The sequence below is a fragment of the Streptomyces sp. A0642 genome, from assembly GCF_004795105.1.
In the GTDB taxonomy this organism is placed as follows: Bacteria; Actinomycetota; Actinomycetes; order Streptomycetales; family Streptomycetaceae; genus Streptomyces.
The window spans coordinates 48,590-64,492 of record NZ_SSBL01000026.1; the positions used below are offsets into that span (position 1 = coordinate 48,590).

Below are 15,903 nucleotides of genomic sequence, written 5' to 3' on the forward strand. Positions count from 1 at the left end.
CCCCCTAAGTCCTCGGCCGCTCCCGCGATTCGCCACCGGAGACGGAACGGGATTCGGCGGCCGCGATATCCGCGCGTTCCGGGTTCCGGATACCGCCGGATTCCATCGCGAGCCGGTCGAACGCCCTTTGTACGTAGGAGAGGTCGGCGATGAGTCGCGACGAGGTGGCCTGCCGGGTCCGGGGCGGGCCGACGAGCCCGGCCAGCGGCAGCCGGCCGATGCCGGCCCACCGCAGGCGGCCGTCGCCGTCGATGTAGCCGCGGGCCCGGCCGTGGTTGTCCGGGTGCAGGCAGTAGGGGATGTCCAGGGCCCCCTGCCGGAAGGCGAGCTCGAAGGCGTGCCCGATGTCAGGGGAGAGTTCGAGCACGCCTTCGATCAGGGCTCTGGCCTCCCGGTACGTCTGCGTGTCGGACGCGGCGGGGGCCGGGTCACCGGGCGGCGCGGTCCTCGCGGTCAGGGCCGCCGCCTCGAGGGCGGCGACGTTCTCCGCGACGGTCGGGATCCGGCGGGACTCCGCCACCGTCTTCACGATGAGCCGTTCCGAACCGGAGTCGACGGCGAGACGCGTGGCCTCGTCGAGGAGCAGGTAGGCGCCCTCGTCCGTGGTCGGGTAGACGCCCATGTAGGCGTAGATGACCACGTGCCAGTTGGGTGTCGGCAGCAATTCCCCGCACAGCCGTCGCAGAGCGGCGACCGCTTCCCTGTCCTGCCCCGGGTGGGTCTGCTGGGCATAACTGAGCGACACACTGCGTATTCCGTGCTGGCAGAAGAAGAGCGCTTCGAGCACACTGATCGCCACCAGTTGGCTCGGCGGGCACAATTGCCCGAGCATGCAGCCGCCGAACGTCTCCAGGTGCGGTTCCACTCCCGATTCCCGCAGTTGTGCGAAATCCTCGGTACAGCGGACCCAGTTCCGTACGGATTCGTCCAGCGGGGTGCGTCCGTAGGGGAGGCAGTAGGAGACGGGGCCGCCCTCCGTGGCGTTGATCAGCGTCCGGCGCAGGGCGGCGAAGATGTCTCCGGGGACGGCCGATCCGTGCCGGACCTGGACCGGGAACGACTCGTCCCTGATGCCCGCGAGGACCTGTGCGGTCACGGCCCGGTCGTAGGTGACGATGGGGTATCCGTTGAGGTCGGCCCCGGCCCGCAACGCACTCTCCACGGAGCCCAGTTCACCGACCCTGGTGTAGCTGTCGAGGGTGACGGTGCCGACCGTCGTGGCGTCGGCCGCGCGGGTGGCGGCCAGCCCCGCGCGCATGGTGACGGGGTCGCTGAACCCCATGCGGGGCTGGACCACCAGCTCTCCGGCGTGGCTCGTGGCCCGGACGAAGGCTCCGAAGTCCACCGGGCGCGCGCCCTCGGCCGCCCGCCGGAGCGGGTGCGCGCCCGGTCTCACGCCCCGACCTCGGTTCGTTCCAGAGCACGCGCGGCCGGGGACAGCGCTCCGACGAACCGGCTGAACTCCCGCGGGGTGGTGCTGGAGTCGTCGAAGACGGCGTCGAAGCCGGCGGACCTCAGCTCGCCGATCGCCGCTTCGCTCTGCTGCCCGGCGACGCCGAGCTTGCCCCCGATGACGACGGGGGTCGAGGTCAGCTCCCCGCAGGCACGCAGTGCGCCGATGACGCGCAGCCCGTCCTGGTGGCCGTGCCCGTTGACGCTGCTGATCACCACCAGGTCGGGGGCGGTCTCCCGGCAGGCGTCGACGAGGACCTGGTCCGGGACGCACGGGCCGAGGTTGATCACCTCGTAACCCAGTTCCTCGATGAGCATCTGGAGGTAGACGAGGTTCCAGGTGTGCGAGTCGGAGGCCACGGTCGTCACGACGACGGTGCCGCGCCGGGCACCCGTCGGGCGGGCGGTGTTCGTGGCGCCGCGCGTCAGGCCGGCGCTCACTCGGCCTCTCCCCCGGCCGTGTGCGCGGCCGTTCCGTCCAGCGCCGCGTACGCGCGGCTGTGCTCGATCCGGGAGACGGACAGCACCTCGTCCCCCCGCACGACCACCTCGGTGGGGGCGGGACGGCCCAGGAACATCAGCAGGCTGGCGGTCGGCCCGTAGGCACCGGCGTTGGGGATCGTCACCAGGTCGCCCGGGGCCAGCGCGGGAAGGTCTATCTCGCGGCCGAGTATGTCCCCAGGGGTGCACAACGGGCCGACCAGGCTGGCGGATTCGACGCACTCACCGGAGTCGGTCCCGACGGCCACGGGCAGCAGCCGTCCGAGGCCCGACATGCCGCCGAAGGTGTTGATGCCCGCGTCGAGGATGACGAACTTGCGGCCCCGGCTGACCTTGACGTTGCTGACCGAGGCGACCAGCGCCCCGCTCGCCCCGACGAGGTAGCGGCCCGACTCGCAGGCGAGCGCGGGGCCCTCGGTCCGCCACCGCGGGAAGTGGGTGTCCAGCGCGGCCGCGAGCTCGCCGCGCAGTTTCGGGTACGTGCCCCGGGAGCCCGGGACGGCGTACGGCACGGTGAACCCGCCGCCGATGTCGAGGAACCGCAGCGGGAGGCCGAGTTCGTGCTGGAGGCGGGCGGCCAGCTCGATGGTGTGCCGGAACTCGCCGACGAGGCTGTCCTCGTCCTTGGCGTTGCTCAGCGGGAAGAAGTGCATCCCGGTGATGCGGACGCCCTCGACCGTGCGCAGCTCGGGGAGGACACCGCCCAGGGTCTCGCTGTCGAAGCCGAACTGCGAGGGGGTGCCCGTCATCCGGATGCTGCTGGTGGCGCTGGCGGTCGCGCTGTTGACGCGCAGCAGGCAGTCGGCGGTCACCCCGTTGGCCAGGGCGGCCTCGCCCACGTGGCGGACGTCGGAGACCGAGTCGGTGGAGAAGACGCGCACGCCCAGGCGCATCGCCTCTGCCAGCTCGCCCGGCGTCTTGCCCGGGCCGGTGTAGAGGCAGTCCTCGCCGCGGAAGCCGGCGGCCAGGGCCGACTCCAGCTCGCCGGTGGAGCTGATCTCGGGCCGGCAGTGACGGCCTTCGCCCTCGCGCAGCGCCCGGACCAGGTCCGGGTGGGGGTTGGCCTTGAGGGCGTAGAAGAGGGTGAACTCCTCGGGCAGTGAGGCGAACAGCTGCTGCCTCGCCGCGTCGACCTCGTCGAGGTCGTAGACGTACAGCGGAGTGCCGAAGCGTTCGGCCAGTGCCTGGTAGCGGCTCATCGGCCTTCCCCGTCGATCATCTCGGTCAGTACCTGCCGGGCGTTCTTCCCGTGCAGGCTCAGCGGCAGTTCGTCCAGGACGCGGCACAGCGCGGGCACCTTGGCCGACTCCAGGCGCTCGGCCAGTTCCTTCAGGACGGTGTGGGGCGCGAGCTCGGTCTCGGCGAAGATGACCAGGTCGCGGGTGTCGGTGGGCGGCAGCGCCGTGGCGGTGCGCACTCCGGGGATGTCCATGGCGGCGGCCTCGATCTCCACCGTGCTCATCCGGATGCCCTTGCGCTTGAACATGTCGTCGCGGCGGCCCTCGAAGTAGAGGTAGCCGTCCTCGTCGAGCCGGCCGTAGTCGCCGGTGTGCAGCCGCAGCGCCCCGGTCTCCGGGTCGGGACGGAAGGTGCGCGCCGAGAGTTCGGGGCGGCGCCAGTAGCCGGGCATGACGTGCGGGCCCACCGCCACGATCTCGCCGGTCTCCCCGGGGGGGAGGGACCGGCCCTCGGCGTCGAGGATCAGGACACGGGTGCCGGGCAGGGGCAGGCCCACCGACCGGGGGCGCTCGTACTCCTGGTCCGGCGGCATGATCGAGACGCGCTTGCACTCCGTCTGACCGAACTGGCGGACCACCTGTACGCCGGGGAACGCCTCGCGCAGCGCGGTCACCGCGTGATCGGGCAGGGCCGCGCCGGTGTTGGTGAACATCCTGACCGGGGGCGGGTCCTGGGTGTCACGCCGGGCGAGGGTGCCGATCATCGTGGCCAGCGAGGGCACGATGGGTACCACGGTGGCCCCGGTCTCGCGCATCCGCCGCAGCAGGACGAGGTCGGACTCGCCGCCGTCCAGGACCAGTTGGGAGCGTCCCAGGCAGGCGAGCAGCACCTTGTAGAGGCCGTAGTCCCAGGAGATGGGGAAGCGGCAGAAGACGACGTCGTCCGGCCGGTAGCCCAGCACCTCCTGGATGGCCCGGGAGGCGAAGGTGACCTGCGCGTGCGGGCAGACGACCGCCTTGGGGGCGGCGGTGCTGCCGGAGGTGTAGACGAGGAACGCGATGTCGTCGGTGCTGATGTCGAGGGGCGCGGGCGCGGGGCGTCCCGCGGCCTCCTCGACGTCGGGCCAGATCGCCGCGAGGTCGTGCACGGGGAGGGCGGCCGCCCGGCCGAGGACGTCGGTGGTGGGGCCGTCGCCGATGATCAACGAGGGTTCGGCGTCCGCGATGACGGATCGGAGGTGGTACTCCTTCATCGCCGGGTTGAGCGGCACCAGGATCACGCCGACGCGCGAGGCCCCGTAGACCATGGCCACCAGCTCGCGCCGGCTGGGGAGCTGCACGACCAGCCGGTCACCGCGCGCCGCGCCCTGCCCGGTGAGCCAGGCGGCGAAGCCGTGGCTGAGCTCGGCCATCCGCCGGTACGTCACCTCGCCGGCGGCATCGTGCAGGCATGGCGCGTCCGGGGTGTCCGCGGTCGCGTCGTCGAGCAGGGAATGGACCGTCCCGCCGCTCCCGTGCGCCGTCGGCGCGTAAGTGGTGTTCGGATTCTCCACGGTTCCAACGTCGCTTTCCGGAGTGGGTGGCGAGCGGGCCGCGCCGTCGCGCGACGGGGGCCGGGGCTCTTCGAGGGTCGTGGGGGCGGAACAGCCGGGGCACGGGCCCGGAGGGGGCGGGCCCGTGCCCCGGCTTCCGGGGAGGCGGCCGACGCCTCAGTCGGCGACGCTCAGCGCCCCGACCGGGCAGACGTTGACGGACTCCAGGACTTCGTCGCGCAGCTTCTCGTCCGGCGTCTCGATCAGCAGCACCACCTTGCCGTCCTCGTCGTTCTGGTCGAAGACGGCCGGCGAGGTGATCACACAGGAACCGGCGGCGACACAGCGTTCTTTGTCGACGATCACACGCATGGGAAAACTCCTTTACCAGGTCACCGGAAGCTCGTGGACGCCGTCGATGAGGGCGTTGGCCTTGAAGGGCAGTTCGTCCAGGGCCGCGGCGAGACGCAGTCCGGGGATGCGCCGCAGCAGGGTCGTGAAGACGACCTCCAGCTGCATGCGGACGAGCATCTGACCCGCGCACTGGTGGCGTCCGAAGCCGAACGCGACGTTGTGGCGTGCCTCGCGGCGGGTCAGGTCCAGGGTGTTGGGGTCCTTGAAGACCGCCGGGTCGTGGTTGGAGGCGGAGAGCGAGCAGATGACGCCCTCGCCCTTGCGGATCAGCTGGCCGCCGATCTCGGCGTCCTCCAGGGCCACGCGCACGGTGCCGTGGTCGGAGATGCTGGAGTAGCGCGACAGTTCGTCGACGGCCTGACCCGAGAGTTCCGGGTGCGCGCGGAGCCAGTCGGCCTGCTCGGGGTGCTGGAGGAGGACGAGCGCACCGATGGAGATGCCGTTGACCGTGCTCTCGTGACCGGCCGCGATCATGGCCCGTACGAGGGCGCTGATGTCGGCCGGCTCCAGCTCGTTCTTCTCCCCGTTGCGCTGGAGCAGACTGCTGATCAGGTCGTCGCCGGGATTCTTCTGCCGCTCGGCGATCAGCTCGTACAGCAGCACCTCGACCTCGGCGTTGGCCGAGGCGTGCTCCTCGGCGCTGCCCTGGGTGACGAGGAGGGTGACCCAGCGGTGGAACAGGTCGCGCGACTCGTGCGGAACCCCGGTCAGCTCACACATGCCGATGGAGGGGACGGGCATGGACAGCATGGTGACCAGGTCCACCGGGCCGCCCTGGGCCAGCATCGCGTCGATGCACTCGTCGACGATCTCCTGGGTGCGCGGCCGCATCGCCTCGACGCGCTTCACGCTGAGTTCCGGCATCAGCATCATGCGGTGCGCGGTGTGTTCCGGCGGATCCATGTGGAGCAGAGCGGGCTTGACCTTGCCGAGCAGTTCCATGGGGAAGTGGAACTGGAGGGGGTAGCCGGGGTCGGCCATGTTGGAGCTGAACCGCGGGTCGACCAGCATCTGCCGGACGTCCTCGTAGCGGGTGAGGAGCCAGGCCTCGCGGCCGTTGAACTTGAGCTTGACCCGGGAGACCGGCTCGGTCTCCCGCAGTACCGCGTACTCCGGTGCGGGGTCGAGGGGGCAGCCGGTGCGCTCCAGGGGGAAGGGGCGGGGCTGGGCGTGCGGACACGCGTCGACGAGATCGGACATGGTTCCTTCTCCAGAGGTCTCTGCGCTCGGTGGGTAGGGGGTGGCGGCGCTCTCAGCCACGGGCCTTCTCGAGGGAGGCGCGCACGGCGGCGGCGGTGCGGGCGATGTTCTCGCTGAGCGGCAGGGCCCGCAGCTCGGCGGAGAGGACCTCCACGGACGGGGTGACGTCGACGCCCTTGGCGTCCAGGGTGCGCAGCAGCCCGGTGATGTCGCAGTCGCCGTCGCCGGGCAGCAGCCGGCCGCTGAGGACCTCGTTCATGACATCGGGGGACGGGGTGCGCGGGGCGTCCCCGAACTCCACCGCCGCGATCTGCGAGCCCGTGAGCTGGTCGATCGAGGCGAGGCCCGTCGGGTCGCGGAACAGGTGCCACATGTCGATGAGCAGACCGGCGTTCGGGCGGTCGGCGGCGACGATGATGTCGGAGGCGACCTGGTAGGTGAAGCCGGGCATCACGGCCATGGCCTCCAGCGAGATGCCCAGGCCGCGTGCGGCGGCACGGTCGCACATCGCGCCGAAGCGCTCGACGAGGACCTCGGTGGGCGGCATCTCGACGCCGGGCGGGTACACCGCGCAGGACTTGACGGTGGGAATGCCGGCCAGGACGGCGAGTTCGAACAGGCGGGTCTCCGACTCCAGGGCGGCTCCGCTCTCCGCCGGTCCGGCGTTCCAGCCGAACAGGACCTCCAGCTCGTGCAGCCGGATGCCGTACTCGGAGAGCAGGCCGCGCAGCTTGTCCGCCGAGTGGTCCGCCAGGAACGCCTCCAGCTCCTCGACGCTCATGCCCATCGAGACGCAGTCGTTCTCGGCCAGCGCCGCCAGGCGCTCCTCCAGCGTGTACCGCACCGGCTCCTGCCAGGCCGACCCGGTCAGCTGCAGATAGGCGAATCCCAGGTCGGTCCTGTTCAGAAGGGTCATGGTGTACCTCTCGCTCGAAAAGTCCGCGGCCGGTCCTGGTGGAGGTGGCTGGGTCGCGGCGCCGGCCTGGGCGCGTCCCACCGGAGGTGTGCCGGTTCCCGGTCTGCCGGGCACCGCTCAGGCGGCGAGGCTCCGGCGGACGGGCTGGAGCGCCGTCCTCGGGTCCACCGCGACGACGTCGAAGTTCCCGGTGGTGACCGGAACCCGGCCGAAGAGGCTGTCCGGGCCGGCGACGTAGAGCTTGCCGACGCCATGGCGGCGCAGCGCGTCGACGACGGCGGGCCATCGGACCGGACGGACGAAGCCGTCCAGCAGCATGGTGCGGACCTGCTCGCCGGTGGTCAGCAGGGTGCCGTCCTGGTCGGCGACGACCGGGATCCGGGGATCGTGGAAGGTCAGCGGGGCGAAGAGTTCCTCCTCGGCCCGCCGCCGCAGAGGGGCGAAGACGCTCGCGTGCATCGGCGGGCGCATCGTGTAGAGCGGCAGTCCGCCGACCGAACGCAGCCGCTTGCCGAGCCACTCCAGCACGGACTCGCGCAGCGACACCATGTAGAAGTCCTCGTCGACGTGGCAGGCGATCTCGTACCACTCGCCGCGCTCGTCGAGTTCGGCGAGCACCCGGTCCAGTTCGGGGCGCGGGACGCGGGTGAAGGAGTGCGTGACGACGTCGCGGTGGTTCTCGGCGAACCAGGACTCCAGGAGCCTGGCCCAGCCGGCGGTCAGGCGGACCGCGTCGGCGAAGTCCAGGACGCCGGTGTGGGCCGCCGCGGTCTTGCCGCCGAAGCTGGGTCCGACGCAGAGGGCGGGCTGCGGGTCGAACCGGTCCTGCGCCCAGGTGGCGAGGGCCAGGCAGTTGACGAGGAAGGCGACCTGCGCGTACTCGCTGTAGTCGCCCTCGGTGTCGCGGTAGCGGTCGACGAGCGAGTAGCCGAGCGCGTCGTCGGCCTCGGCCACGAGGCGGCGGGCCACCGGGTTGATCAGCATGAACTTGGCCGAGTCCTGGAAGCGCGTGGGGCTCATGCCGGGGAAGACCAGCGCACCGCCGGTGCGGAAGTCGTGTCTCATGGTGTCCTGCCCTTCAGCACGTCGTTCCGGAGCGATCAGCCCGTCGGGCGCTTCGTGTCCGAACCGGTCGGGATCCAGGCTGGGGTCTGCCCGCCGCCGCCAAAACCCCTAAGGTTCGCGGGTCCCAATTCCATTGACGCCCCCCTGTCACGGCCGCTCGGCGCCCCGTCGGCCGGGCGGCGTCAAGGGACTTCGCTTCCATCGGGTGAGGGCGTGCGGAGCCCCTAAGGGTCCTCGGTGGAGGCGGGCAGGCCGGGGGGCGGTGCCGGGGCGGCGGCCTGCGCGCGGGCGCGGGGCGGGCACCCCCCCTAGGGCCGGTGCCGGGCAACTTAGGGGAGGGCACGGGGATCGCACCGGGCCTTCAATGAGGGACGGTTGTCAGGATTCCGGCGCCGGTGCGAGCAGCCACCGCGCCCCGTCGAGCCTTGGATGGGTGGGACCATGACAGTGATTCAGGACGCCCCGGCGAACAGCGGTGGTGACGACTCGGCGAAGCCCCGGCCGGATCTGCGCTCGCTGGTGGCTCAGGCGGCGGAGCTGAAGGCCGCGGCGCACGAGGGGATGGGCCCCCGCTCGACGGAACAGCAGCACGCGCGTGGGAAGTTGACCGCTCCGGAGCGACTGGAACTGCTCTTCGACGCGGGTACGTTCCAGGAGGTGGAGTCGCTGCGGCGGCACCGGTCCACGGGATTCGGCCTGGAGCACCGGCGGCCGGGCGGGGACGGGGTGATCACCGGGTGGGGCCTGGTGCACGGCCGTACGGTGTTCGCGTACGCGCATGACTTCAGGGTCTTCGGCGGCTCGCTGGGCGAGGCGCACGCGCAGAAGATCCACAAGGTGATGGACCTGGCGATCGCGTCCGGCGCGCCGCTGGTGGGACTGAGCGACGGGGCCGGAGCCCGGATCCAGGAGGGGGTGACGGCGCTCGCCGGGTACGGCGGGATCTTCCGCCGCAATGTGCGGGCGTCCGGGGTGATTCCCCAGATCAGCGTGATCCTCGGACCGTGCGCGGGCGGCGCCACCTACTCGCCGGCGCTCACCGACTTCGTCTTCATGGTGCGCGGCATCTCGCAGATGTACATCACCGGCCCGGACGTGGTCCAGGCCGTCACGAACGAGCGGGTGACGCACGAGCAGCTGGGCGGGGCGGAGGTCCACGCCACGGTCTCCGGTGCGGCCGGCTTCGTGTACGACGACGAGGCGGAGTGCCTGGACGAGGTCAGGCACCTGCTCTCCCTGCTGCCCGCCAACAACCGCGAGCTGCCTCCGGAGTCGCCGACCGACGACCCCGCGGACCGGCGGTGCGAGGCGCTGCTGAATCTGGTGCCGCACCACGCCAACCAGTCGTACGACATGCGCGCGGTGATCCGGGAGATCGTCGACGACGAGGACTTCTTCGAGGTCCACGCACAGTGGGCCACCAACATCATCTGCGCGCTGGCCCGGCTGGACGGCCACACGGTCGGCATCGTGGCGAACCAGCCCGCCGCGCAGGCCGGGGTGCTGGACATCCACGCCTCGGAGAAGGCGGCGCGGTTCGTCCAGACCTGTGACGCGTTCAGCATCCCCCTGGTCACGCTGGTCGACGTGCCGGGCTTCCTGCCGGGCACCGACCAGGAGCACCAGGGCATCATCCGGCACGGCGCGAAGCTGCTCTACGCCTACTGCGACGCGACCGTGCCCCGCGTCCAGGTGATCCTGCGCAAGGCGTACGGCGGGGCGTACATCGTCATGGACTCGCGCTCCATCGGGGCCGACCTGTCCTTCGCCTGGCCGACCAACGAGATCGCGGTGATGGGCGCGGAGGGCGCGGCCAACATCGTCTTCCGCAGGGAGATCGCCGCCGCGCCGGATCCCGCGGCGGCCCGCGAGCAGCGCATCAAGGAGTACCAGCAGGAGCTGATGCACCCGTACTACGCGGCCGAACGCGGTCTGGTCGACGACGTGATCGATCCCGCCGAGACCCGTGCGGTGCTGGCGCGTTCCCTGGCGATGCTGCGGCCCAAGGACGCGCCCGTCCCGGCCCGCAAGCACGGCAACCCCCCGACCTGAGTCCAGTGAGGAGTGACCGATGACCCCTGACCCCTTCACCCCCGCGGCCGGAGCCGCGGAGCCGGACCGCACGGGCCCGGCCCTGCGCTTCCTCGGCAGCGTGCCCTCCGCGGAGGAGATCGCCGCGGTGACGACCGCGCTGCTGAGCCTGCGCCGCGCTCCGGCGCCGGGTCCGGACACCCGGCGGGGCGCCGCGCCCCGGTGGAGCGCAGCGCTCCCCTACCGGCCGCCCGGAAGCTGGGCGGCGCGATGAGACCCCTCGCCGGCCGCGGACGTCCGGTCCGCCGCAGCCGTCGAGGCAGCCGACCCCACCGGACCGCCCGACCCGACCACGACAGCGACAGAAGAAGGAAGTAGAGCACTGATGACCGACGACTCACGGGAGACCGGGCCCTGGATCCGGCGTTTCCATCCGGCCCCCGAGGCCCGCACCCGCCTGGTCTGCTTCCCGCACGCGGGCGGATCGGCCACCTACTACTTCCCGGTGTCCCGCGCCCTGTCCCCGGCGATCGACGTGCTCGCGATCCAGTACCCGGGCCGCCAGGACCGGAGGAACGAACCCTGCGTCGAGGACATCGAGAAGCTGGCCGATCTCGTCGTCGAGGAACTGCGCCCCTGGGGGGACCTCCCCCTGACCCTGTTCGGCCACAGCATGGGAGCCACTCTCGCCTTCGAGGTGGCCCGGAGGCTGGAGGCCGCGGGAACGCCACCGGGCACGCTGTTCGCCTCCGGTCGCCGGGCGCCGTCCCGGGTGCGCGACGAGCGCGTGCACCTGGCGGACGACGACCGTCTCATCGCCGACATCACCCAGCTGAGCGGCACGGATGCCGCGGTGCTCGGCGACCCGGAGATCCTGCGCATGATCCTCCCGGCGATCCGCAGCGACTACAAGGCAGCCGAGACCTACCGCTACCGGCCGGGACCACCGCTGGGCCTGGACGTCGTGGCGCTCGTCGGCGACGACGACCAGCAGGTGACCCTCGACGAGGCGTCGTCGTGGTGCGAGCACACCACGGCGTCGTTCGAGCTGAAGGTGTTCTCCGGCGGCCACTTCTTCCTCGACTCGCACGTGGGCGCCGTCCTCGACCTGATCCGCGCCCGCACCGGCGCGCAGACGGTCGGATCGTGAGGGCCGGGGGGGCGACGGCCCGTCCGGCCGTCGCCCCCCGGTCACGCCCGGGTGACCCCGGCAGGGGACGCCGGTGACCGGCGCCCCTCCCGGACCCGCTCCCGCCTGCCCCGGAACCCGTTCCGGAGCGGGCTTACTTCATGTACGGGCAACGTATTCCGGACAGAGTTGCACTTCCTTCACCAGAATCTAGACGACCGTACTAGACTAACGTCTATCGCGGCATCGGGCAGTCTGCCCTCGTGAGCCGATGTGCGAGGAAGCCCCGGTCGGCGTCGGCAAACACACCGCCCGGACAGACACCCCATCCCCGCCCCGTGTACACGGTCACGCCTCCTTCCCATGGTTGGCCGTCACCGACCGGCTATCGACTACGGAGGCCAGAGTGCCGGTACGACCAGAGAACGGCGTCACCTCGCGCGTCACCGAGGACGGGTACCTCGAATTCCTCATCGCCGCGGACGGCACCAGCTATCGGTGCAGCCCCGTCGCCGCGGCCATGTGGATCGCACTGCGCCAGCACAACGGCCAGATCGGCCCGGCGGCCGAGGTTCTGGCCGAACTGTGGTGCACGGACCCGGAGAACACCCGCACCGACATGGACATCTGGGTCAGCGAACTGCGGGACGCGGGCCTGGTCCGCGACGAGCCCTGAGCGCGCGCGGCCGCGCCGGCCGCGCCGTTCAGGCGACCGGGCCGGTGCCGGCGGCGACGCCCTCGTGCAGTACCAGGATCGCCTTCATCGCCTCGGCGAGATCACGCCCGGACGGTGCGGTCTCCGGCGAGAACAGCCACAGCGACATCACACCGTTGAGCAGGGCGGCGTAGAACCGCCCGAGGGTCACGGCCATCTGCTCGTCGACCTCGCTCTCGTCCACGCCATGGAAGAGCGCCACCAGCGCCGACCAGCCGAACGGCTGCGCCTTGGAGAGCCCCTCGCGCATCTGCGGCAGCTTCTCCGCGTGCACGGCGACCTCCACGCTCAGCGCCCAGAGGGGTTTGCGCTCCGGGAAGATCTCGACGATGCGGTTCCAGACCAGCTCGAAGCGCTCGATGGCCGACGAGGCGGATTCGAGATCCGCCCCGATCGCGGTGCCCGGCCCGAACTCGTCCGCCCACTCCTGCATCGCCTGGACGTAGGCCTCGACCAGCAGGGCGTCCTTGGACCCGTAGTGGTATCCGATGGACGCCAGAGCGGTTCCGGACGCCGCCACGATGTCCCGCGCGCTGGTGCGGGCGAATCCCTTCTCCAGCAGACAGCGCTTCGCACCTTCCAGAAGATCTTCACGGTGACCCACAGCACCACCCTCGCCTCGAAGCCGTCGGAGCATCCTAGTCCGACCCAACTGCCCTGCGGGTGACATGCGTTGACTACCGACCACCGGACTTCCGGCCACCTCGCCGCGCGTGCAGCTTGTGGCCACTAGAGGATGCGGCGAGCGTGCGGCACACTCATAGGCGTGTAGCGTACGCACACGCGTTCCATATACGCCACACACGTTCCATCAGGGCATTTTCCCAATGCCGGGACAGGTAGAAGCGCACCATGGGTTCGGGGGACACTGTGGAATTTGCCGAAAGAGAACCAGAAGTCCGCGCGTTGCGCACCGCGCTCGGTGAGGGCCGGAGCGGCGCCGCCCGGATCGTCCTCATCGAGGGAGCCGCGGGATGCGGCAAGAGTGAACTCATCGACTGCCTCGCCGAATGGGCCGAGGAGGACGACCTGGTTCTGAGGGCGTTCGGTTCGCCGACGGAGCGGGTTCTGCCCCTCGGCCTGATGCGGCAGCTGACCGGGGACGCCCCGCCCGGCGCGCTCCCCGAGGTCACCGCGGCACCGGACGGGGAACCGCAGGTCAGCGCGATGCGTGAGTTCCAGGCGGCGCTGGAGCGGCTGAGCGCCACCACTCCGGTCATCATCTCCGTCGACGACGTGCACCACGCGGACAGGGCCTCCCTGCGCTATCTCCAGCACATCGTCCGGCACAGCCGCTCCGCCAGGATGCTGCTGGCCCTCACCACGCCGCTGCACCAGGACAGCCAGGACGCCTCCTTCGGTACGGAACTGCTCCGCAGCCGCAACGTGCGGCGGATCCGGCTGCGGCGGCTCACCCCCGAGGGGTGCCGTCGTGTCGCGTCGTCCTCCCCCGGCCCCACGCCCCGCGAGGCGCTGTCGGGCGAGCTGCACGCGATCAGCGGGGGCAACCCGTTACTGCTCCGTGCCCTCCTGGAGGAGTACCGGTCCTCCCCGACCACCACCGACGCCTTCCGCCCCGAGCAGGGCGGCCTGTTCGGACAGGCGGTCCTGACCTGCCTGCGGCACAGCGGACCGCGCATGCTGGACGTCGGAGCGGCGCTCGCCGTGCTGGGCGACGCCTACACACCGGAGCGGGCCGGCCGGCTCCTGGGCGTCCCGGCCTTCACGGCCGCGCAGTCCGTCGCCTCCCTGTCCGCCTCCGGCATCCTCAGCGGGCACCGCTTCCCGCACCCGCACACCGAAACGGCCATCCTCGACCAGGTCCCGGCCGACGTGCTGGCCGGCCTGCACCTGCGTACCGCCGAACTCCTCCATGGCGACGGCGAATCCGTGACCCGGGTCTCGGGGCATCTGCTCACGGCCGCCCAGCTGGGCGGATCCCTCACCTCCCTCCCCTGGGCCGTGGACGTGCTGCGGGAGGCCACCGAGGACCTGCTGACGCACAGCGACCCCGCCCGGGCCACCCAAGCACTCGAACTCGCCCACGAGCTGAGCCGCGACGAGCAGCAGCGGGCCGACATCAAGACCCGGCTCGCCGCCGTCACCTGGCGGGTCAACCCGGGACGGGCGGAGAAACACCTGTCCGCCCCGCTGGCGGTCCTCCGCGCCGGACGCCTGGCCGCCGAACGACTGGCCCCCCTGGCCGAACTCCTCACCTGCCAGGGCCGCGTGGCCGAGGCGGGCGAGGTGATGTCCCGCATTCTCCTGGAGACGGTGGCGAGCAGCACCGGGGGCCAGGACCGCAGTGGCTTCGGCCCCCGCACGGACGAGCCCGCGGGGACGCCCGGCCCGCGCACCGGCCCGGCACGCGGGGCCGGCGAGCCGATTCCCGCGTCCGGTGACGACGCCGGCACGGAGACCACGGCCGCCGAACGCTTCCTGCGTACGACCAGCCTCACCGACGACACGCTGGAACCGGTCATGCGCGCCCTGCGGTCCCTCGCCTACTTCGGCCATCCCGAACGGGCCGCCGCCTGCTGCCGCGAGCTGATCGCCGAGGCCGAGCGGCAGAAGGCTCCCGCCTGGCAGGCCCTGTTCTCCTCGGCGCTCGCGGCGGTGCTGCTGCGCCTGAGCGATCTGCACGCCGCCGAGGAGTACGCGTGCCGGGCGCTCGACTGTCTGCCGGAGCAGAGCAGCAGCGCGTTCGTGGGAAGCCCGACCGCCACTCTGATCCGGGCGCGCACCCTCATGGGGGACCACGCGGCGGTCGCCCGCCAGCTCCACCAGCCGGTCTCGGACACGCTGTTCAAGAGCACCCACGGCCTGTCCTACCTGCGCGCCCGCGGCCTCTACCTGATGGCGACGCACCAACTGCACGCCGCGCTGGGTGACTTCCTGGAAGCGGGACGGCTCGCCAGGAGCTGGGGCGTGGACCGTCCGGCGGTGCTGCCCTGGCGTACGGACGCGGCCGACGTACTGTTCCGGCTCGGTGAGACGCAGCAGGGCAAGGCGCTCGTCGAGCAGCAGTTCGCCGACCCGGACGCGCGCAGGCCGTGGGTGCGCGGAATCAGCCTGCGTCTACGCGCGGTGACCTCGGATCCACGGCAGCGGCCGGCCCTCCTCAACCAGTCGGTCGACGAGCTCAGCCGGTCCGGCGACCGAGTGGAGCTCGCCCGCTCCCTCGCCGAACTGGGCCGCGCCCTGCGGGCGGTCGCCGAGCCCTCCCGTGCGGACGCGGTGATCCGCAGAGCCTGGAACCTGGCCCGGGAGTGCGGTGCCGAGTCGCTGTGCGAGGAGTTCAGCCCGGAACTCGGCCCGGAGGACCGGATGCGGGAGCGCGGGGCCCCGGAGGAGTTCCGCTCCGACCTCGACACGAAGCTGAGCGACTCCGAGCGCCGGGTGGCCACTCTCGCGGCGAGCGGTTACACCAACCGCGAGATCTCCCTGAAGCTGCACATCACCGTCAGCACCGTCGAGCAGCACCTGACGCGCGTCTACCGCAAGCTCAACATCACGCGCCGCCAGGACCTCCCGGTCGACCTCCACCTCGCGGTCTGCACGGCCAAGGCGGGCTGACGCGCCGCCGCGTCCGACCGGCCTGAGCGCTGTCCCGCCATTCCTGGTGGATCAGCGCGCGGCGTCGGATGCGGTGCAATCGCAAGGCAGAGAGGCGCCCGCGTACGGCGTGTATTCGGGTGTTTCGACCACGCGGCGAGGTGCCGTAGCTGTCGTCGCGCACCCGCCGGAATTGCGCGACAGCCCTTAGGGCG

At 71.5% G+C, this 15,903-nt stretch carries 14 protein-coding genes; 5 read left to right on the forward strand and 9 right to left on the reverse strand.

The features are described 5' to 3' along the window. Window positions 1–4 precede the first annotated feature (4 nt). The 8 genes from E6R60_RS30475 to E6R60_RS30510 form a co-directional block, all read right to left on the reverse strand. Entirely contained in the window at window positions 5–1,396 is a 1,392-nt protein-coding gene (locus E6R60_RS30475) for a methylaspartate mutase (RefSeq protein ID WP_136329933.1), read from the reverse strand. Continuing rightward, the gene (locus E6R60_RS30480; protein WP_136329934.1) at window positions 1,393–1,893 is read right to left on the reverse strand and encodes a cobalamin-dependent protein; all 501 of its coding nucleotides are present in this window, start codon (window positions 1,891–1,893) and stop codon (window positions 1,393–1,395) included. Before E6R60_RS30480 ends, E6R60_RS30475 begins: the two co-directional genes overlap by 4 nt. Continuing rightward, window positions 1,890–3,152 carry a type III PLP-dependent enzyme gene (locus E6R60_RS30485; protein ID WP_136329935.1) on the reverse strand — a complete coding sequence of 421 codons (1,263 nt, stop codon included), beginning with the start codon at window positions 3,150–3,152 and terminating at the stop codon, window positions 1,890–1,892. Before E6R60_RS30485 ends, E6R60_RS30480 begins: the two co-directional genes overlap by 4 nt. Beyond that, entirely contained in the window at window positions 3,149–4,684 is a 1,536-nt protein-coding gene (locus E6R60_RS30490; protein WP_136329936.1) for an AMP-binding protein, read from the reverse strand. The genes E6R60_RS30485 and E6R60_RS30490 overlap by 4 nt, the downstream gene beginning before the upstream one ends. A 156-nt stretch (window positions 4,685–4,840) precedes the next feature. Beyond that, window positions 4,841–5,035, reverse strand: a complete 195-nt coding sequence (locus E6R60_RS30495) for a ferredoxin (RefSeq protein WP_136329937.1) — start codon at window positions 5,033–5,035, stop codon at window positions 4,841–4,843. Window positions 5,036–5,047: 12 nt separating this feature from the next. Continuing rightward, window positions 5,048–6,277 carry a cytochrome P450 gene (locus E6R60_RS30500; protein ID WP_136329938.1) on the reverse strand — a complete coding sequence of 410 codons (1,230 nt, stop codon included), beginning with the start codon at window positions 6,275–6,277 and terminating at the stop codon, window positions 5,048–5,050. A gap of 52 nt (window positions 6,278–6,329) precedes the next feature. Next, window positions 6,330–7,193 (reverse strand): sugar phosphate isomerase/epimerase, encoded by an 864-nt coding sequence (locus E6R60_RS30505; protein WP_136329939.1) that lies wholly within the window; start codon window positions 7,191–7,193, stop codon window positions 6,330–6,332. Window positions 7,194–7,310: 117 nt separating this feature from the next. Then, window positions 7,311–8,177, reverse strand: coding sequence for an ACP S-malonyltransferase (locus tag E6R60_RS30510; RefSeq protein ID WP_136329959.1), 867 nt, complete (start codon window positions 8,175–8,177; stop codon window positions 7,311–7,313). A 522-nt stretch (window positions 8,178–8,699) separates the two neighbouring features. Between E6R60_RS30510 and E6R60_RS30515 the strand changes: the two genes are divergently transcribed. From E6R60_RS30515 to E6R60_RS30530, 4 genes are all read left to right on the forward strand, one after another. Then, window positions 8,700–10,310: an acyl-CoA carboxylase subunit beta gene (locus E6R60_RS30515; RefSeq protein ID WP_136329940.1), complete on the forward strand. Its 1,611-nt coding sequence runs from the start codon at window positions 8,700–8,702 to the stop codon at window positions 10,308–10,310. Between the two features lie 19 nt (window positions 10,311–10,329). Further along, window positions 10,330–10,563 (forward strand): acyl-CoA carboxylase epsilon subunit, encoded by a 234-nt coding sequence (locus E6R60_RS30520; RefSeq protein ID WP_136329941.1) that lies wholly within the window; start codon window positions 10,330–10,332, stop codon window positions 10,561–10,563. Window positions 10,564–10,674: 111 nt separating this feature from the next. Further along, complete coding sequence (locus E6R60_RS30525) at window positions 10,675–11,439, forward strand: alpha/beta fold hydrolase (protein ID WP_136329942.1); 765 nt, start codon at window positions 10,675–10,677, stop codon at window positions 11,437–11,439. Window positions 11,440–11,824: 385 nt separating this feature from the next. Next, on the forward strand, window positions 11,825–12,094 hold the full coding sequence (locus E6R60_RS30530; protein ID WP_136329943.1) for a PqqD family protein: 270 nt from the start codon (window positions 11,825–11,827) through the stop codon (window positions 12,092–12,094). 28 nt (window positions 12,095–12,122) lie between these two features. Here E6R60_RS30530 and E6R60_RS30535 read toward each other — a convergent pair whose 3' ends face one another. Beyond that, entirely contained in the window at window positions 12,123–12,737 is a 615-nt protein-coding gene (locus E6R60_RS30535; protein WP_136329944.1) for a TetR/AcrR family transcriptional regulator, read from the reverse strand. Between the two features lie 248 nt (window positions 12,738–12,985). Here E6R60_RS30535 and E6R60_RS30540 point away from each other — a divergent pair, with 248 nt between their 5' ends. Then, window positions 12,986–15,709 carry an AAA family ATPase gene (locus E6R60_RS30540; RefSeq protein WP_136329945.1) on the forward strand — a complete coding sequence of 908 codons (2,724 nt, stop codon included), beginning with the start codon at window positions 12,986–12,988 and terminating at the stop codon, window positions 15,707–15,709. The last annotated feature ends 194 nt before the right edge of the window (window positions 15,710–15,903 follow it).